22 protein-coding genes and 1 tRNA gene are annotated in these 22849 nt (G+C 64.1%); 9 read left to right on the top strand and 14 right to left on the bottom strand.

What is annotated here, in order from left to right; translation table 11 throughout:
- Positions 1–6: 6 nt before the first annotated feature.
- From F455_RS21420 to surE, 5 genes are all read right to left on the bottom strand, one after another.
- Positions 7–921: a sigma-70 family RNA polymerase sigma factor gene (locus tag F455_RS21420; RefSeq protein ID WP_018974801.1), complete on the bottom strand. Its 915-nt coding sequence runs from the start codon at positions 919–921 to the stop codon at positions 7–9.
- An 86-nt stretch (positions 922–1007) separates the two neighbouring features.
- Positions 1008–2069, bottom strand: a complete 1062-nt coding sequence (locus tag F455_RS0118445) for a peptidoglycan DD-metalloendopeptidase family protein (RefSeq protein ID WP_245540023.1) — start codon at positions 2067–2069, stop codon at positions 1008–1010.
- A gap of 28 nt (positions 2070–2097) precedes the next feature.
- Positions 2098–2697: a YqaA family protein gene (locus F455_RS0118440; protein ID WP_018974799.1), complete on the bottom strand. Its 600-nt coding sequence runs from the start codon at positions 2695–2697 to the stop codon at positions 2098–2100.
- Positions 2698–2805: 108 nt separating this feature from the next.
- Positions 2806–3492, bottom strand: a complete 687-nt coding sequence (locus tag F455_RS0118435; RefSeq protein ID WP_018974798.1) for a protein-L-isoaspartate(D-aspartate) O-methyltransferase — start codon at positions 3490–3492, stop codon at positions 2806–2808.
- Positions 3492–4268, bottom strand: coding sequence for a 5'/3'-nucleotidase SurE (gene surE, locus F455_RS0118430; protein ID WP_026293531.1), 777 nt, complete (start codon positions 4266–4268; stop codon positions 3492–3494). The genes F455_RS0118435 and surE overlap by 1 nt, the downstream gene beginning before the upstream one ends.
- A gap of 281 nt (positions 4269–4549) precedes the next feature.
- On the opposite strand from surE, the gene F455_RS0118425 reads away from it, so the two are divergent.
- The 6 genes from F455_RS0118425 to pilH all read left to right on the top strand — a co-directional run bounded on the left by F455_RS0118425 (position 4550) and on the right by pilH (position 12646).
- Positions 4550–7435, top strand: a complete 2886-nt coding sequence (locus F455_RS0118425; protein ID WP_018974796.1) for a 2-oxoglutarate dehydrogenase E1 component — start codon at positions 4550–4552, stop codon at positions 7433–7435.
- A gap of 87 nt (positions 7436–7522) precedes the next feature.
- Complete coding sequence (gene odhB / locus F455_RS0118420) at positions 7523–8746, top strand: 2-oxoglutarate dehydrogenase complex dihydrolipoyllysine-residue succinyltransferase (protein ID WP_018974795.1); 1224 nt, start codon at positions 7523–7525, stop codon at positions 8744–8746.
- 100 nt (positions 8747–8846) lie between these two features.
- Positions 8847–10271, top strand: a complete 1425-nt coding sequence (gene lpdA / locus F455_RS0118415; protein WP_018974794.1) for a dihydrolipoyl dehydrogenase — start codon at positions 8847–8849, stop codon at positions 10269–10271.
- Positions 10272–10296: 25 nt separating this feature from the next.
- Positions 10297–11151 (top strand): class I SAM-dependent methyltransferase, encoded by an 855-nt coding sequence (locus F455_RS0118410; protein ID WP_018974793.1) that lies wholly within the window; start codon positions 10297–10299, stop codon positions 11149–11151.
- A gap of 10 nt (positions 11152–11161) precedes the next feature.
- Positions 11162–12154, top strand: coding sequence for an oxidoreductase (locus tag F455_RS0118405; protein WP_018974792.1), 993 nt, complete (start codon positions 11162–11164; stop codon positions 12152–12154).
- Between the two features lie 120 nt (positions 12155–12274).
- Positions 12275–12646 carry a twitching motility response regulator PilH gene (gene pilH, locus F455_RS0118400; protein WP_018974791.1) on the top strand — a complete coding sequence of 124 codons (372 nt, stop codon included), beginning with the start codon at positions 12275–12277 and terminating at the stop codon, positions 12644–12646.
- A gap of 120 nt (positions 12647–12766) precedes the next feature.
- On the opposite strand, the gene F455_RS0118395 is transcribed toward pilH, so the two are convergent.
- A complete protein-coding gene (locus tag F455_RS0118395) occupies positions 12767–13669 on the bottom strand; it encodes a DnaJ C-terminal domain-containing protein (RefSeq protein ID WP_018974790.1) in 903 nt (300 codons plus the stop codon).
- Between the two features lie 236 nt (positions 13670–13905).
- Positions 13906–14304 carry an Hsp20 family protein gene (locus tag F455_RS0118390; RefSeq protein ID WP_018974789.1) on the bottom strand — a complete coding sequence of 133 codons (399 nt, stop codon included), beginning with the start codon at positions 14302–14304 and terminating at the stop codon, positions 13906–13908.
- A gap of 134 nt (positions 14305–14438) precedes the next feature.
- Between F455_RS0118390 and F455_RS0118385 the strand changes: the two genes are divergently transcribed.
- Complete coding sequence (locus F455_RS0118385; RefSeq protein ID WP_018974788.1) at positions 14439–14915, top strand: peroxiredoxin; 477 nt, start codon at positions 14439–14441, stop codon at positions 14913–14915.
- A gap of 46 nt (positions 14916–14961) precedes the next feature.
- Here the strand turns inward: F455_RS0118385 and gyrA are convergent, their stop codons facing one another.
- The 3 genes from gyrA to mtnA form a co-directional block, all read right to left on the bottom strand.
- Positions 14962–17643: a DNA gyrase subunit A gene (gene gyrA / locus F455_RS0118380; protein ID WP_018974787.1), complete on the bottom strand. Its 2682-nt coding sequence runs from the start codon at positions 17641–17643 to the stop codon at positions 14962–14964.
- 262 nt (positions 17644–17905) lie between these two features.
- Positions 17906–18301, bottom strand: coding sequence for a GtrA family protein (locus F455_RS0118370; RefSeq protein WP_018974785.1), 396 nt, complete (start codon positions 18299–18301; stop codon positions 17906–17908).
- Between the two features lie 3 nt (positions 18302–18304).
- Positions 18305–19372: an S-methyl-5-thioribose-1-phosphate isomerase gene (gene mtnA / locus F455_RS0118365; RefSeq protein ID WP_018974784.1), complete on the bottom strand. Its 1068-nt coding sequence runs from the start codon at positions 19370–19372 to the stop codon at positions 18305–18307.
- A 120-nt stretch (positions 19373–19492) separates the two neighbouring features.
- Here mtnA and F455_RS0118360 point away from each other — a divergent pair, with 120 nt between their 5' ends.
- On the top strand, positions 19493–20203 hold the full coding sequence (locus F455_RS0118360; RefSeq protein WP_018974783.1) for a hypothetical protein: 711 nt from the start codon (positions 19493–19495) through the stop codon (positions 20201–20203).
- Between the two features lie 61 nt (positions 20204–20264).
- On the opposite strand, the gene F455_RS0118355 is transcribed toward F455_RS0118360, so the two are convergent.
- Positions 20265–20339: transfer RNA gene (locus F455_RS0118355), tRNA-Val, on the bottom strand.
- A 119-nt stretch (positions 20340–20458) separates the two neighbouring features.
- Here F455_RS0118355 and F455_RS0118350 point away from each other — a divergent pair.
- On the top strand, positions 20459–20860 hold the full coding sequence (locus F455_RS0118350) for a DUF3301 domain-containing protein (protein ID WP_051084248.1): 402 nt from the start codon (positions 20459–20461) through the stop codon (positions 20858–20860).
- Between the two features lie 8 nt (positions 20861–20868).
- Here the strand turns inward: F455_RS0118350 and F455_RS0118345 are convergent, their stop codons facing one another.
- The 3 genes from F455_RS0118345 to F455_RS0118335 form a co-directional block, all read right to left on the bottom strand.
- Positions 20869–21297, bottom strand: coding sequence for a ClpXP protease specificity-enhancing factor (locus F455_RS0118345; protein ID WP_018974782.1), 429 nt, complete (start codon positions 21295–21297; stop codon positions 20869–20871).
- A 19-nt stretch (positions 21298–21316) separates the two neighbouring features.
- Complete coding sequence (locus F455_RS0118340) at positions 21317–21940, bottom strand: glutathione S-transferase N-terminal domain-containing protein (RefSeq protein WP_026293528.1); 624 nt, start codon at positions 21938–21940, stop codon at positions 21317–21319.
- Positions 21941–22111: 171 nt separating this feature from the next.
- On the bottom strand, positions 22112–22849 hold the full coding sequence (locus F455_RS0118335; RefSeq protein ID WP_018974780.1) for a cytochrome c1: 738 nt from the start codon (positions 22847–22849) through the stop codon (positions 22112–22114).

Below are 22849 nucleotides of genomic sequence, written 5' to 3'. Positions count from 1 at the left end.
AGACGCTTAACCGCCGTCCGTGCGATCCACGTTCTCGCTCTCGACCAGTCCGCGCAGGCGCACCAACGCTTCACTCTGTATCTGCCTGACGCGCTCACGAGTCAGGCCGAGTTCGGCGGCGATCTCGGCGAGCGATTGCGTGGCGCTGTCGTTGAGTCCGTAGCGCCGCTGCAGGACAAGACGCTGTCGCTCCGGCAGCTGCTCCAGGCAATGCTCGATACGGGAATTGCGCGGGTCGAGGGCTGCGCGTGTCATCGTCGCGCCGGCATCATCGACGATCAACTGTTCGATCAGCGCACGGTCGTCGCTGGCCGACAGCGGCGCATCGAGCGAGGAAATGCGGTCGGTCAGGGTGAACAGGCCGGCGACGTCGGTACCGCTCTTGCCGAGATGGCGCGCGAGCTCGTCGATGCTCGGCATGCGTTCGAGTTCGTGCGTGAGTTGGCGGCGCGCGCGCAGCACCTGGGCGAATTCGCGCAGCACGTGCACGGGCAGACGCACGGTGCGGCCCTGGCTCATCAGCGCGTGCTGCACGCCGTCGCGAATCCACCAGGTCGCGTAGGTAGAAAAGCGCAGGCGACGCGACGCATCGAATTTCTCCACCGCGCGAATCAGCCCGAGATTGCCCTCGGCGATCAAATCGAGCAGCGGCACGCCACGGCCGACGTAACCGCGTGCGATCGAAACGACGAGGCGCAGATTGGCCTCGATCATGCGCCTGCGCGCATCGGCATCGCCTTCGGCCACGCGCTCGGCGAGGCGCTGCTCGTCGTCCGCGTCGAGCAGCGGGATCAAGCCGATTTCGTTCAGATAGGCGCTGGTCGAATCGCGCGCCTCGTCGTCCTGCTGCGGTTCGACCGCCTGGATCAGCTCGAGCAGTTCGTCCGATTCGATGTCGTCGGCGCGCGGATCCGCATTCATCGAACTAGCATAGAACTTCGAGGATCAAGAGCCAAAGACTTTCGGACGCGATTCGGCGCGGACATGTGCGACGAAAGCGCTGTGTGCTACCGGGGCGGCAGGAAATCGAGCGGATTGACCGGCTTGCCGTTCTTGCGAATCTCGAAATGCAACTCGTCGCGCGAGCTCGCGCTCGAGCCCATCTCGGCGATCTGCTGGCCGGCACGCACCTTGTCGCCCTCGGCAACGAGGCGCTTGCGGTTGTGGCCGTAAGCGGAGAGGAAGCTCGCGTTGTGCTTGACGATGATCAGTTCGCCGTAGCCCAGCAGGCCGTTGCCGCTGTAGACGACATCGCCATCTGCGGCGGCCTGCACCGGATCGCCCGCGGAGCCGGCGATGTCGACGCCTTGCTTGGTCTGATCGCCGGCGACGAAGGTGCCGACCACTTTGCCGCCATTCGGCCAATGCCAGGTGATGCCGCCGACATTGGACGATGCGGACTCGTTTGCCGGCTTCGATGGTGGCGACTCGGCAACATTCTTGGCCGCAGGCGCCGCGACCGGCGGCGGCGTGGCGGCGATCACGGGCGCTGCAGGAGGTTGCGCGAGCGTGACCGGTTGCTGTGGCTTCGATGCCAAGGCTGAAGTTGGCGCTGCGGCCTGTTCGATCGGCGGCGGCGCGGGCTCGTTTGGCACATCCTCGAACATGCTCGTGCTTTTCGGCGCCGACGGCGCCGGTGCAGCGACCGCGGGATTGGCGGCCGGCACCGGAGCCTGCGCGGTCATCTCGTGCGGCGCAGCCACGGCCGCCGGATGCGTGTCGACCGACGCGGTTTGCATGCCCGGCGGGCTGAAACGGAGTTCCTGGCCAACGAGAATCTTGTACTGCGGCGCTGCAATGCCGTTCCACTGCGCCACGTCGCGATAATCGAGGCCACGCTTGAACGCGATCGAATACAGCGTGTCGCCCTTGACTACACGATAGCTGCCGCCCGGCGTGCTCGCGCGCACGGGCGGTGGCGCCTGCAGCGACGGCGATTCGCCGATCGAACGATCCTCGACATCGGCCGGATCGGAGGCGCAGCCGGCCAATACCAGCGCTGCCACGGCAAGCACGGCGAACGTGGTGCGGGAGCGCGGATGCGCAGTAATCGCCATCGTCGTCGACATCATCGGAAAAGCACGCCGCACGGCTGCATCAGTGATGCAGGAATTTGAAATACACCACGGCAAGCACGACCAAGGCAAGCAATCCCCAGCCGATCCATTCGATCCATTTATGTACGGTTTGCTCGGCCTTCTCGCCACCGAGGCGGATCGCACCGCAGAGCAGGTACACACGCTTGCCGCGGCCGACGATCATCGCGGCGAGAAATGCCCATATCGGCACGCCGACGATGCCCGACGACCAGGCGATGATCTTCATCGGGATCGGCAGGAAGCCTCCGCCGACGAGCAGCCAGAATACTTCCCAGCCGCCGAGCCCGCGCAGCTTGGCGACGTAACCATCGATGGCCGGCAGCCAGCCGAGATCATCGAGCAACGGCCGCAAGAGTTCGAAGCCGTAATGGCCCATCAGATAGCCGATGATCGACCCCAATGTGGAAAAGAGCAGGCTCAGGCTCGCATAACGGGCCCAGCGCTCCGGCTTCCCCAGAGTCATCGGCGCAAGCATGATTTCCGGCATCAGCGGGAAGATGAAGGCCTCGACGAAGCTGATGCCCATCAGGTAACGCTCGGCGAGCGGATGCTTGGCCCAGACCAGCGCTTTTTCGTAGAGGGGTTTGAACAATTTCAAAACGTTATTCCTTTCGTGGGGCGCGACTGTCGCGCGTCTCGCGCGACAGCATTCCAATACGTCCGCGTCCGATTCTAAAGTGCAGGCTTGTTCGCTCGGCGTTGCGAATTACACCAAACCGCCGAGCAGCGGCACGAAACTGACATCACCGAGCGACTCGCCAACCCACATCGCGCCCTGCTCCTTTTCGACCAACCGGTAGCGCAGCAACTTCTGCACGCCCGGTTTGCCGACCGGGGCGACGAGCACGCCGCCCGGCGTGAGTTGGTCGAATAGTTCCTCGCGCAGTGCGTCGTCCGCGGCGGTCAAGATGATCGCATCGTACGGCGCATGCTCGGCCCAGCCGAGCTTGCCATCAGCATGTTTCGAACGGATGTTGTCGAAACCGAGCTTACGGAACCTCCGGCGCGCGTTGCGCAGCAGCTCGTCGATGCGCTCGACCGTGTAGACGTTTTCCACGAGTGCGGCGAGCACAGCGGCCTGGTAGCCCGAGCCGGTACCGACCTCGAGCACCTTCTTCGGCACTTCGCGCTCGATCAGCGCTGCGGTCATGCGCGCAACGACATACGGCTGCGAGATCGTCTGCGCCTGGCCGATCGGCAATGCGGTGTCTTCGTAGGCGCGCGACGCGAGCGCCTCCTCGATGAACAGATGGCGCGGCAGGCTGCGCATCACGTCGAGCACGCGCCGGTCGGCGATACCCTGCTCCTGCAGCCGCAGGATGAGGCGATCGCGCGCGCGCTGGCTGGTCATGCCCAAGCCGCGCGCTTCCGGAGTCAACCGCTGGGTCATCATCACGCGGCCGCATCCGGCGCCAGCGACAGTGAGTTCACCCAACTCGAAACTTTTTCCAGCGCCTGGAAACGGGTCAGATCGACGTGGATTGGCGTGATCGAGATGTAGTGGTCGCGCACCGCGTGGAAATCGGTGCCGGGGCCATCGTCGTCGACTTCGCCCGCCGGCCCGATCCACCATAGCGGCCGCCCGCGCGGATCGACCTGGCGGATGCACGGCGCCGAACGATGGCGCTTGCCAAGGCGCGTGACCGCAAACCCGCGCAGCTCGTGCCAGGGCAGGTCGGGCACGTTGACGTTGAGGATGGTGTCGGCCGGCAGCGGATCGACGACCAGGCGCCGCATGATCGCGAGCGCGGCCTGCGCGGCGCTGTCATAATGATGGCCGCTGCCTTCCACGGTGACGAGCGAGACCGCGATCGCGGGCAGGCCGAGGAAGCGCCCTTCCATGGCCGCGGAGACCGTGCCCGAATAAATCACGTCGTCGCCGAGATTGGCCGAATTGTTGATGCCGGAAACGACGATGTCGGGATCCTTGTCGAGCATGCCGCAAAGCGCGAGGTGCACGCAGTCGGTCGGCGTACCGGCGACGCGGTAGCGGTTGTCGTCCAGCTTGACCACGCGGATCGGCTGATCAAGGGTCAGCGAATTGCTCGCGCCGGAGCGGTCGCGGTCGGGCGCGACGACGATGACCTCGCCTGCGGCAGAAAGCGTGCGCGCGAGCACCGCGATGCCTGGTGCTTCCACGCCGTCGTCGTTACTTACCAATACCCGCATGTTCCCGCTCGCACCTCGTCCAGCCGCGCCGGAGCGCGACGTTACGCCATCTATCGAATATCTGCGATTGTAGCGGAGGCATGCGCGATTGCACACGCGTGAGAATAATCGCCTTAGCCCAAGCAGGCCTCGTGAGAGATCCATCAGCGACAGGCAACCTTTCAGGGAATTAATGTCCAATCCCCATACCTAGCGTATAATTCGCGACCCGCGATCGGCTGCCTTCTTGGCCGCTGTGTCACAGGTACGGTCGCGCCCGCCCCCAATGCCGGTATGCCAGCGTGAGCGCCAATCTCCTCAAGGAATTCTCCGAGTCCTCGCCTCTTTCCGGCGGCAATGCCGCCTTCATCGAGGATCTGTACGACAACTACTTGCGCGACCCTTCCTCGGTCGCACCCGAGTGGAAGAAATACTTCGACACTTTCAAGGGCCGCGAGGCCGGCGACCAGCCGCACGGCGACGCAGTCGTGCGCATCGAGCAGGCGCAGAAGGTCAATGGCCGCGCCATCATGCTCGCCGCGGGCCAGCTGACCGACGCGGTCAGCAACAAGCAGACCGGCGTCTCGCGTCTCGTTACCGCGTATCGCTCGCGCGGCCACCTCGCCGCCAAACTCGATCCGCTCAACATGGAAGGCACCTACCCGGTCGCCGACCTTGAGGAAATCGGTCTGCTGCCGCGCCCGGGCGCGCCCGATCTTGACCCGTCGTGGCACGGCCTCGGCGCGGTCGACATGAACACCGAGTTCAACACCGGCTTCCTCGGCGGTCCGCCCAAGCTCAAGCTCGGCGAATTGGTCGAGCGCCTGAAGAAGACCTACGCCGGCAGCATCGGCGCCGAGTTCATGCACATCCGCGACGCCGACGAGCGGCGCTGGGTGCATCAGCAATTCGAAAGTGCGGGCGGCAATTTCGGACTCGCGGTGGAAGAGCAGAAGAAGCTGCTCGGGCATCTTGTCCAAGCCGACGGCCTCGAACGTTACCTGCACACCAAGTACGTCGGCCAGAAGCGTTTCTCGCTCGAAGGCGGCGACAGCCTGATTCCGATGGTGGCCGAACTGGTCAAGCGCGGTGCGGCCAACGACGTCAAGGACCTGGTCATCGGCATGGCCCACCGCGGCCGCCTCAACGTGCTCGTCAACATCCTCGGCAAGGCGCCGCAGAAGCTGTTCGACGAGTTCGAGCAGAAGTTCGACCACGACGACAATCCCGCGCACTCGGGCGACGTCAAGTACCACATGGGCTTCTCCGCCGATGTGAAGAGCGGCGACAAGACCATGCATGTCGTGCTCGCGTTCAACCCCTCGCACCTGGAAATCGTCAATCCGGTCGTCGCCGGCTCCGTGCGCGCGCGCCAGACTCATCGTAACGACGCCGATTGCCACCAGGTACTGCCGGTATTGATCCATGGCGACTCGGCCTTCGCCGGCCAGGGCGTCAACATGGAGCTGTTCAACATGTCGCAGACGCGCGGCTTCGGCGTCGGCGGCACGATCCACATCGTCATCAACAACCAGGTCGGCTTCACCACCTCGAACCCGCACGACACGCGCTCGACGCTGTACTGCACCGACGTCGCGAAGATGGTCAACGCGCCGGTGTTCCATGTGAACGGCGACGACCCCGAAGCGGTGCTGTTCGTCACCCGCCTCGCCTTCGACTACCGTGCGAAGTTCAAGCGCGACGTGGTCATCGACCTCGTCTGCTATCGCCGCCACGGCCACAACGAGGCCGACGAACCTTCGGCGACTCAGCCATTGATGTACAAGATCATCAAGGCGCGGCCGCCGGCGCGCGAGCTCTACGCCAAGCAGCTCGAAGCCGCGGGCGTTATCGCCGGCGGCGATGCACAGGAACTCATCGATACCTATCGCGCCAAGCTCGAAGCCGGACAGCCGATTCCCGCGCTCGATCCGAATTTCAAGGATTCATTCGCGATCGACTGGACGCGCCACCTCAACGCCTCGCTCGACCAAGCGGTCGATACCGGCGTGGCCAAGGACAAGCTCGCCGCGCTCAACGCAAAGATCCTCGACGTGCCGAAGGATTTCACCCTGCAGGCGCAAGTCGGCAAGGTCTACGAGGCGCGAGCCAAGATGGCCGCCGGCGCGCAGGCGATGGATTGGGGCTTCGCCGAGAACCTCGCCTACGCCACGCTGATCGACGCGGGTTACGACCTGCGCCTGGTCGGCCAGGATGTCGGCCGCGGCACGTTCTCGCATCGCCACGCCGTATTGCACGATCAGAACAGCGGCCGCGACATCACCATGCTGACCAAGGTGCGCGACGGCGCCACCGTCAACGTGATCGATTCGTTGCTCAGCGAAGAAGCGGTGATGGCGTTCGAGTATGGCTACTCGACTTCCGAGCCACTCACGCTCGTGCTCTGGGAAGGGCAGTTCGGCGACTTCGCCAACGGTGCGCAAGTCGTGATCGACCAGTTCATTTCCTCGGGCGAGGCGAAGTGGTCGCGCTTCTCTGGCCTGGTCCTGTTGCTGCCGCACGGCTACGAAGGCCAGGGACCCGAGCACTCCTCGGCGCGCCTGGAGCGCTACCTGCAACTGTGCGCACTCGACAACATGCAGGTCGTCGTGCCGACCACGCCCGCACAGATGTTCCACCTGTTGCGCCGGCAGATGCTGCGCGACGTGCGCAAGCCGCTCGTGGTGATGACGCCGAAGTCGCTGCTGCGCCATCCACTCGCCACCTCCTCGCTCGACGATCTCGCCAACGGCAGCTTCCAGCTCGTCATCGCCGATTCGACCGCAAAGGACGCGAAAGCGGTCAAGCGCGTGGTGTTCTGCTCGGGCAAGGTTTACTACGACCTGATCCAGGAAGCGGCCAAGCGCAAGCTGAGCGATGTCGCCATCGTGCGCGTCGAGCAGCTTTATCCATTCCCGCGCACGCAGGTACAGGCCGAACTGGCCAAGTATCCGAACGTGCAGGAAGTCGTCTGGTGCCAGGAAGAGCCGCAGAACCAGGGCGCCTGGTATCAGATCAAACATCACCTCGCCGCCTGCATCGGCGATGAGCACACGCTGCACTACGCCGGCCGCACACGCTCTCCGGCGCCGGCCTGCGGCCACTTGAACACCCACATCGCAGAGCAGGCCAAGCTCGTCGAGGATGCACTGGTCAAGTCGCCGGGCGATGACTATTCGGCGGATTGAACATTCGCTTCACCTGCGCGTGCGCAATGGCACGCGCGGGAAAGTTGGACGATTTCTAGAAGTATACAATTCCACAAAGGACAGAAAATGACGCTCGAAGTCAAAGTTCCGGTACTGCCCGAATCGGTCGCCGACGCGACGATCGCCACCTGGCACAAGAAGCCGGGTGACGCGGTCAAGCGCGACGAAAACCTCGTCGATCTCGAAACCGACAAGGTCGTGCTCGAGGTACCGGCGCCGGCCGACGGCGTGCTCAAGGAAATCAGGTTCGACACCGGCGCAACGGTGACCAGCCAGCAGGTGCTCGCCATCCTCGAGGAAGGCGCCGCCGCTTCAGCTTCCGCTCCCGCCGCCGCTGCGCCCGCCACGAAGGCAGCACCTGCGCCCGCACCGGCACCGAGCGCCGCTCCCGCTGCCGCCGGCGTCGATGCACTCTCCCCGGCCGGCCGCCGCGTCGCAACCGAGAACCAGATCGATCCGTCCAAGGTGGCCGGCACCGGCCGCGGCGGCGCGGTGACCAAGGAAGACCTCGTCAACTACATCAGTGCGGGCGGCAAATCCGCGCCGGCACCCGCGGCCGCCGCGGCGACGGCGAAGGCGCCGTCGGGTCCGCGCACCGAGGAGCGCGTGCCGATGACGCGCATGCGCGCAAAAATCGCCGAGCGCCTGATGCAGTCGAAGAATTCGATCGCGATGCTGACCTCGTTCAACGAGATCAACCTCGCCAAGGTCGCGGCGATGCGCAAGGAACTCGGCGAGCAGTTCGAGAAGGCCAACGGCATCAAGCTCGGCTTCATGAGCTTCTTCGTCAAGGCCGCGGCGGAAGCGCTCAAGCGTCATCCGATCGTCAACGCTTCGGTCGACGGCAACGACATCATCTATCACGCCTACCAGGATATCTCGGTCGCCGTGTCGACCGACAAGGGTCTGGTCACTCCGGTGCTGCGCGATGCGCAGAACATGGGCTTCGCCGACGTCGAGAAGGCGATCGCCGGCTTCGCCAAGAAGGCACGCGAAGGCGGCCTCACCCTCGATGACCTGCAGGGCGGCACGTTCACGATCACCAACGGCGGCACGTTCGGCTCGCTGTTCTCCACTCCGATCGTCAATCCGCCGCAGAGCGCGATCCTCGGCATGCACGCGATCAAGGAACGCGCGATCGTCGAGAACGGCCAGGTGATCGCCGCGCCGATGATGTACGTCGCGATCAGCTACGACCACCGCATCATCGACGGCAAGGATGCGGTGCTGTTCCTCGTCGACATCAAGAACCAGCTCGAGAATCCGCAGCGGATGTTGCTCGGCATGTAAGCGGAATCCGTCGTCGGGGAGCTGGATAACGGCTCCCCGGTGCTCCATATCGGATTCACCCGCTTCCCAAAATCGGCGACAGCCACTCACTGGAATTTCCATGGCAGACCAATTCGACGTCATCGTCATCGGCGGCGGTCCCGCCGGTTATCACGCGGCGATCCGCGCCGCACAGCTCGGCCTCAAGACCGCGTGCATCGACAACTTCAAGGGCAAGGACGGCAAGCTCGCGCTCGGCGGCACCTGCCTCAATGTCGGCTGCATTCCATCGAAGGCGCTGCTCGACTCGTCCAAGCAGTTCTGGAACCTGACCCAGCACTTCGACGTGCACGGCATCACGACGAAGGATGCAAAGATCGACGTCGGCACGATGGTCGGGCGCAAGGACAAGATCGTCAAACAGTTCACCGGCGGCGTCGCCTTGCTGTTCAAAGGCAACAAGATCACCGCTTATGACGGCTTCGGCACGCTGCTGCCGAACAAGGTCGTCAGCGTCAAGCGCTTCGATGGTACGAGCAACGAACTGACCGCGCCGAACATCATCCTCGCTGCGGGCTCGACCTCGATCGAACTGCCGTTCGCCAAGTTCGACGGCAAGACCATCGTCGACAATGCCGGCGCGCTCGACTTCGACGTGGTGCCGAAGCGCCTCGGTGTGATCGGCGCCGGCGTGATCGGTCTCGAACTCGGCAGCGTCTGGCGCCGTCTCGGCGCCGAAGTCACCATCCTCGAAGCGCTGCCGGATTTCCTCGCCGCGGCCGAAAAGGACGTGGCCAAGGTCGCCGCGAAGGAATTCGCCAAGCAGGGCCTCGACATCAAGCTCGGCGCCAAAGTCAGCAAGGCCGAGGTCAAGGGCAACACGGTCGAGGTCACCTACACCGATGCCAAGGGCGAACAGAAGCTCGTCGTCGACAAGCTGCTCGTCGCCGTCGGTCGCCGCGCGGCGACCAATGGCCTGCTCGCCGAAGGCACCGGCGTGCAACTCGACGAGCGCGGCCGCGTCGTCGTCGACGAACACTGCCACGCCACCGCGGACGGCGTCTGGGCCGTCGGCGATTGCGTGCGTGGGCCGATGCTTGCGCACAAGGGTTTCGAGGAAGGCATCGCCGTCGCCGAGCTGATCGCCGGCAAGCCGGGCCACGTCAACTACGACTACATCCCGTGGGTCATCTACACCGAGCCGGAGATCGCCTGGGCCGGCAAGACCGAAGACGAGCTGAAGAAGGCCGGCATCGCGTACAAGGTCGGCAGCTTTCCGTTCGCCGCGATCGGTCGCGCCGTCGCGATGAACGAAACCGCCGGCTTCGTGAAGGTGCTCGCGCATGCGGAAACCGATCGCCTGCTCGGCGTACACATGGTTGGCCCGGGTGTGTCGGAATTGATCGCCGAGGCCGTCGTCGCAATGGAATTCCACGGCTCGGCCGAAGATCTCGCACGCATCATCCACGCGCACCCGACGTTGAGCGAAGCCGTGCACGAGGCCGCGCTCGCGGTCGACAAGCGCGCGATTCACAAGGTGAACTGATCGGCGCGGCGTCGCGGAGCGCGCAATGGCGACAAATCCGATCCGCAACGTTTCCGACACCGCGCTTTGGGTGGCGGTGTACCGCGCAATGGAGAGCGAGCGACGCGATGCGTTGTTCCAAGATCCGTACGCGCGCCGCCTCGCCGGCGCGCGCGGGGAAGCCATCGTTGCCTCGATTCCAAACGGTCAGTCGCTGAGTTGGCCGTTGGTCGTGCGCACGGTCGTCATCGACGAGATCGTGCAGCGCTGTGTGCGCGAAGGCGTGCGCTGCGTACTCGATCTCGCCGCGGGCCTCGACGCACGACCCTACCGCCTCGACTTGCCCACTGCGCTGCAGTGGCTGCATGTGGACATGCCGGAGATGGTCGCCTACTACCGCGAACAGATGTCCGGAGAAACCCCGCGCTGCAAGTTGGACTTAATCGAAGCCGACCTGCGCGTGGCCGAGCGGCGCCGCGAAGTGTTCGCGCATGCACGCGCGCAAGGCCCGCTGCTGGTGATCACCGAAGGGCTGCTGATCTACCTCGAAGCCGAGCAGGTCGCCGAGCTCGCGCGTGATCTGCACGAAACCGCGCAGGCCCGCTGGTGGCTCGCCGACCTCGCTTCGCCGATGCTGCTCAAGCTTCTCGAGCGCCGCTGGTCGCCCAAACTGCGCGACGGCAACGCGCCGTTCCTGTTCGGCCCCGCTGAAGGCACTGCCTTCTTCGCGCCGCTAGGCTGGCGCGAAGCCGAGTTCCGCTCGACCTGGGACGAATCCTTCCGCATCAACCGCACGATGCGCGGCGCATACGTCTGGCGCTGGTTGTCGCGCTTCCAGCCGGCCGCGCGCCGCGAAGCCTGGCGGCGCATGTCGGGCATCGCTCTGTTTGAACGCAGCTAAAGGACTACGCATGAGCATCGAAAATTTTTCCGCCTTCCGCATCCACGCCGAGCGAGGCAACTACCGCGCCGGCATAGAGCAACTGAAGATCGACGACCTCTCGCCCGGCGAAATCGTCATCAAGGTCGCTTACTCGTCGATCAACTACAAGGACGCGCTCGCCGGCACCGGCAAGGGCAAGATCCTGCGCGAGTCGCCGCTGGTCGGCGGCATCGACGTCGCCGGCCACGTCGTCGAGTCGAGCGATGCGAAGTTCAAGGAAGGCGACGCGGTGCTCGTCACCGGCTGCGGCCTGTCGGAGACGCGCGACGGCGGCTATGCGCAATACGCACGACTTGAATCGAAATGGACGATTCCGCTGCCGAAAGGGCTGACGCTGCGCGAGGCGATGATCCTCGGCACGGCCGGTTTCACCGCCGGCCTGTCGTTGTATAGAATGCAACAAAATGGACAAGTACCCTCGCTTGGGCCGATCGTCGTCACCGGCGCGACCGGCGGCGTCGGCTCGCTCGCGATCGACATCCTCACGCGCGCTGGCTACGAGGCGCATGCGATCAGCGGCAAGCTCGAACACTTCGACGACCTGATCGCGCTCGGCGCCAAACAATGCATCTCGCGCAAGGACCTGTACTGGGGCCAGCGCCCGCTCGAAACGAGCCGCTGGGCTGGCGCAATCGACAACGTCGGCGGCGAGATGCTCGCCGGCTTGACCCGCGTCATCCATCCCTACGGCAACATCGCCAGCTGCGGACTCGCCGCCGATCCCGCGCTGGCGACAACAGTGATGCCCTTCATCCTGCGCGGCGTCAGCCTGCTCGGCATCGCCTCGGCAGGCACGGCGCGCGACATCCGCGATGCGGTGTGGCAACATCTGGCGAGCGACTGGAAACCGGCGCATCTGGACCGAATCGCCACGCGCGAAGTCGGCCTGGACGGGTTGCCGGCCGTGTTCGACACCATGCTCGCAGGCGGCTCGTTTGGTCGCACCGTGGTCAAACTTTGAGCGTGGCGGACATCGCAAAATAGTGATGTCCGTCACGCATATTCAGGAACGCTGTCGCAATCGAGAACTTGTGCCTACAATCAACCTTCAATCAATCCTGCAGGGGGCAGGCATCCGTCCATGGCGCGCATACTGATCGTTGACGACTCGCCCACGCAATTGCTGGGCCTCAAACGCATCGTCGAAAAACTCGGCCATCTCGCAACCACGGCCGAGGATGGTGCCGCTGGCGTGGATACCGCCAAGCGCGAAATCCCCGACCTGATCCTCATGGACGTGGTGATGCCCAACCTCAACGGCTTCCAGGCCACGCGCACGCTCGCGCGCGAGCCTACGACGAAGCATATCCCGGTCATTCTCGTCACCACCAAAGGCCAGGAAACCGACAAGGTCTGGGGCATGCGCCAAGGTGCGAAAGCCTACGTGACCAAGCCGATCGACGAGAAGGAACTCATGCAGGCGATCAAGAATCTGTTGCCCGCGGCGGCTTGATCGGCAATAGAGCGCGCGACGCGAATCAAACCACGATTTGCGCGGATGGAGTTCGTTGATTCGCTCCATCCGCATCGGCGCTTTTTCGATCCGCTCTAATCACATCAGATTTGTCTTCGCTCAGACGCGCACGGCCGATTCGCCGAATTCCTTTGCCATCTGCTCGTAAAGCTTACGCTGTGCGTCGGTCTGCGCGGGCGGTGCGTGGATCTGCAGCGTCACGAACTGATCGCCCGGCACAGTGCCGGGCATGCCGCGGCCGCGCAAGCGCATCTTCTTGCCGGAGTCGGAACCGGCGGGAATCTTCAGCTCCACGTCGCCCGCCAGCGTGGGCACGGTCACCGTGCCGCCCAGCGCGGCTTGCCATGGTGCGATAGCCAGGGTCAGCAACACGTCGCGGCCATCGAGATGGAAGCGGCCGTCCTCGCCGAGCGCGATTTCGAGCAGCAGGTCGCCCGCCGCTGCGCCTTGCGAGCCTGGCGATCCCTGCCCGGCGAGGCGAATCTGCTGCCCCGGCAGGATGCCCGCGGGAATCTTCACCTCGAGCGTACGTTCGTCGCCGCTGCCGTCGCGCAGCGTGATCCGCTCCTTACCCCCTCTGAACGCGGTGGCGAGTGGAATTTCGACACGCGCCTGCACGTCGCGACCACGGCGCGGACCGGTGCGACCGCGGGGGCCTGGACGCGCGCCGGCACCGAACAACGACTCGAAGAAATCCGAAAACCCGCCTTCGCCCGCGTCGGAAAAATCGAAACCTTGCCCGCCACCGAAATCCGGCGGCGGCTGGTATTCCTGCCCGGGCCGGTAACCCTGCGCCTTGATCTGGTCGTAGGCCTTGCGCTTCGCGGGATCGCGCAGCGCCTCGTAGGCCTCGTTGACTGCCTTGAACTTCTCCTCGGCGCCGGCCTCCTTGCTCACGTCCGGATGGTATTTCTTGGCGAGCTTGCGATAAGCGGTCTTGATCTCCGCTTCGGTCGCGCCGGGCTTGACGCCGAGGATGTCGTAGTAGTCTTTGAATTGCATGCGTGATTCGCGTTAGCGGTCAACAATTGGAGAGGACGCCAGCTCGTCATCCCGGCGGTCTGGATTACATGCCGCTCCTGCGGCATGCCCTTCGGGCCATTCGCTGCGCGAATGTTCGCTTCGGCATCCTGCCTTCGCAGTCCGGCTGTCCATGTCGAGATGACGGCGAAAAACGGAAACGCCCGCGGCCAGCATAGCTGACCGCGGGTTGTGTCAACAACGAGGCTTCGAGAAACTCAGTTCACCACGATCTTGCGCGGCGCCGCCTGCGCCTTCTTCGGGATCGCGATCTCGAGAACACCGTTCTTGCCGCTGGCCGTGATCGCGTCTGCATCGGCGCTGTCCGGCAGCGCAAAGCTGCGCTCGAAGGCACCTTGGCGGCGCTCGACGCGCGTCACTTTCGCGTTCTCGGCGATCGTCTCCGACTTGCGCTCGCCCTTGATCGTCAGCACGCTCTTGTCCATGCTGATCTCGATGTCCTTCGAGTCCACGCCGGGGATGTCGGCAACGATAACGTAGCGATTGTCTTCTTCGCGCACGTCGACGCGCGGCGTCCACGAGTTCGCATCTTGGTGGTTGACGAAGAAATGGCGGTGATGCGGGCGCAGCCAGTTCTGATAGTGGGTGATGGTCATATCTTTTCCTGAAGTGATTCGGGCCGATTGCCCGCTGGCAAGAAAAATGCGGATGGCCGAAATCTTTTCAAGGGATGAAGTTGCTGCGGGTTAAGCCTTATGATCGACACCCACAACCTGAAAGGACCAGAGCCATGACCATCGCCGTAGGCGACACCCTCCCCAACGTCACCCTCAACTACCTCAAGGACGGCGTGCAGGCGGTCAATACGGACGAGATTTTCAAGGGCAAGAAGGTCGTACTGTTCTCCGTGCCCGGCGCGTTCACGCCAACCTGCTCGGCCAAGCATCTGCCCGGCTACGTGGAAAAATTCGCGGAGTTCAAGGGCAAGAACGTGGACGTGGCCTGCATCGCGGTTAACGACGCCTTCGTCATGGACGCGTGGGCGAAGAACCAGCACGTGCCCGAAGGCCTGTGGATGCTCGCCGACGGCAACGGCGCGTTCACCAAGGCGCTCGGCCTCGAAATGGACGGCACCGCGTTCGGCCTCGGCATGCGCGGCAAGCGCTTTGCGCTGTATGCCGACGATGGCGTGGTCAAGGCATTGAATCTCGAGGCGCCTGGCGAGTTCAAAGTCTCTGACGCGGCGTCGATGCTCGCGGTGATCTGATCACGCCACATGTAGGCTGGGCTTGTCAGCCCAGCCTACATGCACTTCACTCCGCAGGAGGCGGCAAGATTGCCACAGCGACATCCGCTTCACCGGCCTCGTCCTCTTCGGCACCGATCGAGTCGATCGCTACAACACCAACAAGCGATTCATCGGCTGGCAAGCGAATCAGGGTCACACCCTGCGTATTGCGTCCGACCTTGGCGATTTCGCTCGCGCGTGTGCGCACGAGCGTGCCCTGGTTCGAGATCAGCATGACCTCGTGTGCTTCGTCCAATCCCACCGCACCGACGAGGTTGCCATTGCGTTCGGAACACTGGATGCCGATGACTCCCTGGATGCCGCGACCCTTGCGCGGGTACTTCGACAGCGGCGTGCGCTTGCCGTAGCCGCGCTCGGTCGCGGTGAGCACGTAGGTTTCCGACGGTGATGCGGGCTCTTCGGCAAGCGCCTGGCCCTCGGCCGCTTCGATCGCCTCCTCCTCGTCGCCGCCTTGTTCCGCGGCATGCTCGACGACGAGCAGCGAGACGACCTGCGCGCCTGCAGCGAGGCGGATGCCGCGCACGCCGCTGGCGCCGCGCCCCATCGCGCGCACCTCGTCTTCGGCGAAGCGCACGGTGCGGCCGTTCGAGGCGAACAACATGACGTCGTGCGTGCCGTCGGTGAGCTGCACGTCGACGAGTGCATCGCCCTCGTCGAGCGAAATCGCCGCCTTGCCCTTCTGCAACTGGAATTCGAACTCGGTCAGCGGCGTCTTCTTCACCGTGCCGTTGCGCGTGGCGAAGAAGACATAATGGTCTTCGCGATACTCGTGCACCGGCAGGATCGCCTGCACCTTCTCGCCCTCTTCGAGCTGCAGCAGGTTGACGATCGGGCGGCCGCGCGAATTCGGGCCGGCCTCGGGAATCTTGTACACCTTGAGCCAGTACACGCGGCCCAGGCTCGTGAACGCGAGCAGCGTGTCGTGCGTGTTGACGACCCAAAGCTTCTCGACGAAATCCTCTTCCTTGATCGCGGTCGCCGAACGACCCCTGCCGCCGCGCTTCTGCGCGCGATAGACCGTGGTCGGCTGGCGCTTGGCGTAGCCCGCGTGCGAAAGCGTGACGACCACGTCCTCGGACGCGATCAGGTCGAGCACGTCGAGGTCTTCCTGGCTGGCCTGGATCACGGTGCGGCGCGCGTCGCCGTACTGCGTCTTGATCTCGATCAGCTCGTCGCGGATCACGCGCAGCAGCACATCGGGATCCATCAGGATCTCGATCAGGCCGGCGATTACGCCGAGCAATTCCTTGTATTCGTCGGTGAGCTTTTCCTGTTCGAGTCCAGTCAGGCGCGCGAGACGCATTTCGAGAATCTGCTGTGCCTGCACTTCGGACAATTGGTAGCCGATATCGGACAAGCCGACGTTCGGCGCGAGATCTTCCGGCTTCGACGCATCCGCGCCCGCCGCGGCGAGCAACGTGCGCACCAAGCCCGGCTCCCAGCGCTTGGCGAGCATGCGCTCCTTGGCTTCCTCGCTCGACGCCGAGGTTTTGATCAACTCGATCATCTCGTCGATGTTGGCGAGCGCGACGGTCAGGCCTTCGAGCACATGCGCGCGGTCGCGCGCCTTGCGCAATTCGAAAATCGTGCGCCGGGTGACGACTTCACGGCGGTGGCGGATGAACGCTTCGAGGATGTCCTTGAGGTTGAGCAGGCGCGGTTGGCCGTCGACGAGCGCGACCATGTTGATGCCGAAGGTCACCTCCATCTGCGTCTGCTGGTAGAGATTGTTCAGCAGCACTTCGGCCAGCGTGTCCTTGCGCACTTCGATGACGATGCGCATGCCGTCCTTGTCGGACTCGTCGCGCAGGCCGTCGGGCGAAATGCCTTCGAGCTTCTTCTCCTTGTGCAGCTCGGCGATCGCTTCGATCAATCGCTTCTTGTTCACCTGATACGGCAGTTCGGTGATGATGATCGTTTCGCGACCATTGTCTTCGGTCTCGATCGCCGCCTTGGCGCGCACGTAGATGCGGCCGCGGCCGGTCTTGTACGCCTCGATGATCCCGGCCGCACCGTTGATGATGCCGTAGGTCGGAAAGTCCGGCCCCGGCACGAGGCGCAACAGTTCATCGAAGCCGAGATCGGGATTGTCGATCAGCGCGATCGTCGCATCGACGATCTCGGTGAGATTGTGCGGCGGCACGTTCGTCGCCATGCCGACCGCGATGCCGGCCGAGCCGTTGACCAGCAGGTTCGGCACGCGCGCGGGCAACACGGTCGGTTCGAGATCCTTCTCGTCGTAGTTCGGCTGGAAGTCGACCGTTTCCTTGTCGAGATCGGAAAGGATTTCCGAGGTGAGCCGATCGAGACGGCACTCGGTGTAACGCATCGCCGCGGCGTTGTCGCCATCGACGGAACCGAAGTTGCCCTGGCCGTCGACGAGTGGATAGCGCAGCGAAAAATCCTGCGCCATGCGCACGAGCGCGTCGTACACCGACTGGTCGCCATGCGGATGGTATTTACCGATCACGTCGCCGACGACGCGCGCGCATTTGATGTAGGAGCGGTTCCAGGTGTTGTTCAATTCCTGCATCGCGTAGAGCACGCGGCGATGTACGGGTTTGAGGCCATCGCGCACGTCCGGGAGGGCGCGACCGACGATCACGCTCATCGCGTAATCGAGGTAGCTCTGCCGCATTTCGTCTTCGATGTTGACGCGAATGATTTCTTTGGCCAGGTCCGCCATCGTGGAATTCTTCCCGGTATTTTTCTGCTGGGCGCGACGCTTCGCGCGGGTGCGAAATCAGGCGATTTCAGCTGTCATAATTCTACCATACGCAGGCGTTCTTCCGGCGAAATTTCGACCCGGAAAATCCTTGTGATTTCAATCGGTTGAAAGACGACTCCGAGAGAACGAAATGCACGGTTCGGACGGCGTCGGGAAAGGCGAAAATCGCCATCGTTTCCGCGAGCGCGAGCGACCAGGCGAAAGAGTACGGCGCGTATTCCTAAGCCTGCGGCTTGCTGCGATAAATCCAGTAGCGCGAGGCGAAATAGTTGACGCCGAGCCCGGCCACCGAGCCCGCGGCGACGGCGAGCGGCAGATGCGCGCCATCCACATCGAAGGCGAGCACGAGCGCCGAATAGGTGGCGAAATTGCAGGCAAACCCGCCGCTCATCGCGAAGATGTAGCGCCACCATTCGCCGAAGCGCGAGTGGTTGCGCGTGCCCTGGAACGTGAGATTGCGGTTGAACAGCCAGGTCGCCGTCGCCGCGCAGAGAAACGAGATCAGGCGAGCGCTGAAGCGGTCCCAGGCGAAACCGCTGACGAGAATCTGCAGCACGCCCGCATCGACGATGAAGCCGAGCACGCCGCCGACGCAGAAAAGAAGCAGCTGGCGCATCGCTCAGCCTTGCACGCCCGCGAGCTTCGCCAAGCCTGGACCGAACGGCTTTTGTATCGCGCCGCGCTCGGTGACGATGACGTCGATCAGCTCGGCCGGAGTGACATCGAATACCGGATTCCATGCGTCCGCGCCGTCGACGACCGTGCGCTTGCCCGAGATCGAGAGCAGTTCCGCCGGATCGCGCAGTTCGATCTCGATGTCATCGCCATGCTTGGTCGCCATGTCCACGGTCGACCACGGGGCCACGACCATGAACTTGACGCCATGGCGCTTCGCGCTGATCGCGAGCTGATAGGTGCCGATCTTGTTCGCCGTATCGCCGTTCGCGGCAATGCGGTCGGCGCCGACGATGACCCACTGCACCACACCCGACTTCATCAGGTGCGAGGCGGCCGAATCGGCGATCAGCTTCGCCGGAATGCGATCGCGCACGAGTTCCCACATGGTCAGGCGCGCCCCCTGCAGCCATGGTCGCGTCTCGCCGGCGTAGACCCGGGCGATCTTTCCGCCCGCGTAACCGGCACGGATCACGCCGAGCGCAGTGCCGAAGCCGGCGGTCGCGAGCGACCCGGTATTGCAATGCGTAAGCACGCCGATGCCGTCGGCGAAGAAACTCGCGCCGATCTCGCCCATCTTGCGATTGGCGGCGAGGTCCTCGTCCTGGATCGCACGTGCCTCCGCAGTCAGCGCGCCCAGCGGATCGTCCTTCGCTGCAGCCAGCGTCGCACGCATGCGTGCGAGCGCCCAGGCGAGGTTCACCGCGGTCGGCCGCGCGGCGTTCAAGGTGCCGAAGGTCGAGTCGAGCGCGGCGATGCTGACAGGCTCGCCCGCACCTTCAAGCAACCCTGCCTGCAGCACGACGCCCCAGGCCGCGGCGATGCCGATCGCCGGCGCACCGCGCACGACGAGGTCCTTGATCGCTTTCGCCACTTCGATCGCGTTGCGGCACTCGATGTGCGCCTCCGTGAACGGCAGCTCGCGCTGATCGAGCAGGCGCAGGACGCCGTCGGCGTAGTTCACGGCGCGAATCGTATCGTGGCGATCGAGATGGGCGGCGAGTTCGGACATGGCAAACCAGGCAATCAGTCAACGCTCAAGAATAACTCAGGATCGTGGCGCCCGCCTTGCCTACACATGACCGCATCGCCATGCGACGCGAGAAGGCGCGATTTCCGCTAGCATGCGGCCATGCCACGCAGCAAACGCGAACCGCAGGAGCAACTGCCCGTACGCAGGACGGGCACGCAAATCGCCGCCATACGCGCAGACGACCCCGACGCGCAATTCGTCGCCCTGCTGCGGCGCAAGGTCACGCGCGCCGCGCTGACCGGCGCGCTGACCGCGGCGATCGAGGCAATTCCGGGCCTCGGTCGCGTGCTCGGTTTCGTCTTCGGCGAGGTGCTCGACGCGAAATTCCTCGCGCGCGTGCAGCGCGAGCTGGTCGAAGACACGTTCGCGCTGTACTCGCTCAAGTTGCCCGCGGCCCTACATGAGCAGTTGATCACGCGCGTGCAGACCATGGGCACGAGCGCGAGTATCGCCGGCGACGTCCTCGTGCGCGGCGTGCTGCATCGCCTGGCCGGACGCCTCGGCGGCGTGGTGACGCGGCGCTTCGTGCCGATCGCCGGTATCGTCTCATCGGCGGTAAGCAATGCCAGCGTGACCTACGCGATCGGCAAGCGCGCGCAGGCCGTGGCGAAATGGAAGGACGCGCCGATCACCGGCATGCCCGACGTGATGCGCGCGTTCAGCGGCGTCGACGAACGCCGCGTGCTCGATTGGTCGGTCGATGCGGTGAAGACGTCGCTCGGGATGATTGGGGATGCGTTGCGAAAAATGGTGCGCTTTGGGAAAAGCGAATCAAAGAAACGCGGAAGCGAAGATCAGAAGCGGAGATAAGTTACCGCTGGAAGCAAAAACCGCGCAATGCACGGGTTTTGTTTGCAGCGATTTGTATATGTGGTGGGCGGTGCAGGGATCGAACCTGCGACCCTTGCCGTGTGAAGGCAATGCTCTACCGCTGAGCTAACCGCCCGTCAGGACGCTGTCGCGGCGTCGCTGGACCCGGCGCGGATCGCGCGGGGCGCGCATTATTGCCCAGCGACCGCCTCGACGCAAGGCGGGGAGCTGAATCGAAGGCGCAGCAGCACGGTCGTGTTCGTACCGGTGGCCGGCATCAACGGATACACTAATGCGATGATCGGTCCGATGCTTGCCGTAATTTCACTGCTTGTTGCACTTGCGCTGTGGCAGAACGCACTCAAGGCACGCGACCTTGCGCGCGCACTCGGGCACGATCTTTGCGCAAAAGCAGGCGTGCAGCTGCTGGACCAAAGCGTGTCGCTGGCCGGCTTCGGATTCACCCGCAATGGCGACGGCCATTTGCGCTTGCGTCGCAACTATCGTTTCGAAGTCAGCATCGACGGCCACGACCGCCACCGCGGCAGCCTGACGATGCTCGACGGCCGCCTGCTCGCATGGAGCCTGCCTGTTGCCGAAGCGCATCCGGTCGTGCGCGGCTCGAACGTGATCGAACTACCCCGGCGCGTGAACTGAGAACTGCACTACTTCACGACGCGCAGATGCGGGCCCTTCTTCGGCGCCGGGTCCGAAGGCGCGACCGTTGCGGTTTGTGCGTCTGTCGACTCAGGCGGCTGCGCAGCTGTCTGATCCTCGGCCGGGAACATCATGCCCTGGCCGTTCTCCTGCGCGTAAATCGCCAGGACTGCGCTGATTGGCGCCTCGACCACCTGGGAAACGCCGGCAAAGCGCGCCATGAAACGCACTCGATCGCTACCGAGTTCGAGCTGGGCGACCGCACGCGAGGCGACGTTGAGCACGACGCGGCCGTCCTTGATCGAGCTCTTCGGCACCTTGACGCCGGGCGCATTGGCGTCGACGAGGATGTACGGCGTCAGGCCGTTGTCGGCGATCCACTCGTACATGGCACGCAGCAGGTACGGGCGGTTGGAGGTCATCGTGGCGGCGGTCATGGTGTTATCTCGCGCGCAATCAAGCGCGCAATGCTTTCTCTTCTTCAGTCAGGCTGCGGGTGAAACCGGGGTTACGGAAAATACGCTCACCGTAGTCGTCGATCACACGCGCTTCGCGCGGCAACTCGACGCCGAGGCTCGGCAGGCGCCAGATCAGCGGTGCGAGCGCGCAATCGGCGAGGCTCATTTCCGGATTGAGGAAAAACTTTGCCGCTTTGAACAATGGCAGGCTTGCGAGCAGGGTTTCGCGCAGACGTTTGCGCGCGGCATCGGCGGGACGGCCACCGGCTGCAATCTGCTCGACGAATGGATACCAATCGCGCTCCATGCGCACCATTCCCAGGCGCAAGCGCGCGCGAGAGAGCGGGTCGATCGGCATCAGCGGCGGATGCGGATAGCGCTCGTCGAGGTATTCGCAGATCACGCCTGTTTCGTAGAGGACGAGGTCGCGGTCGACCAGAGTCGGCACGCTGTGATAGGGATTGAGATCGACGAGGTCTTCGGGCGGCGAAGTCGGGTTGACCGCGACGAAATCGTAGGCCACTCCCTTCGCCGCCAGCACGAGGCGGACACGATGGCACTGCACGTCGTCGCGCGAAGAATACAGCGTCAAAACAGTACGCGATCGCGGATTCAAGACCATGCTGCGAGTTCCCTCTGTATCCCACGCCCCTGGGAGCCGATGTCGGCGGCTGCGGTGGCTTGCCGCCACGCTTTTGCAACAATCTACACCTACGCGAAGACGACGCCTAGCCTGAAAACGAAAACCGGCGCCGCAGCGCCGGTTTTGCAACAAGCCAGCTACTCGAAAGCCTCAGTGAACGTCTTTCCAATATTCGTTGTTGAGCAACCAGGCAAGGAAGGTGAAAAACGCGAGGTACAGAATCGCCCACACGCCCACCGCTTCGCGCTTCAGCGCCGCCGGCTCGCCGACGTACTGCAGGAACGCCGTAATGTCGCGCGCGGCAGCATCAAATTCCTCGCCCGACAGCTTGCCCTTGCTCGACAACTCCAACTTCTCGACCGCCGGCTCCTCGCCCGGCTTGGCGGGCGCGTAATGGGCGACCTGGGTGCCCTGCAGTTCCCAGAGCACGTTCGGCATCGAGGCCCCGGGGAACACGGTGTTGTTCCAGCCGACCGGACGCGAGGGATCGAGATAGAAGGATTTCAGGTAGGTGTAGATCCAGTCCGGACCCTTCGCGCGCGCTTCGAGCGAAAGGTCGGGCGGCGCCTTGCCGAACCATTCCTGCGCATGGTCCGCAGGCATGTTCGAGACGATCTGGTCGCCGATCTTCGCGCCGGTGAAGGCAAAGTTGCTCAACACCTCGCCAGGCGCGAGCTTGAGGTCGTCCGCCAGGCGCGAGTAGCTCTGGTACTTGATCGAATGGCAGCCCGAGCAGTAGTTGAAGTACAGGCGCGCGCCGCGCTGCAGCGAGGCGATGTTGCCGACCTTCGTGCCGGCGGGAAGCAGGCCGCCGCCTTCCTCGGCAGAGGCTGGTGCGACGAATGCGACTGCGGAGAAAGCAAGAGCGAGAACGATTTTGCGCATCAT

It is taken from the genome of Rudaea cellulosilytica DSM 22992, assembly GCF_000378125.1.
Taxonomy (GTDB): domain Bacteria; phylum Pseudomonadota; class Gammaproteobacteria; order Xanthomonadales; family Rhodanobacteraceae; genus Rudaea; species Rudaea cellulosilytica.
This window is presented reverse-complemented; position numbering and strand designations above follow the sequence as displayed.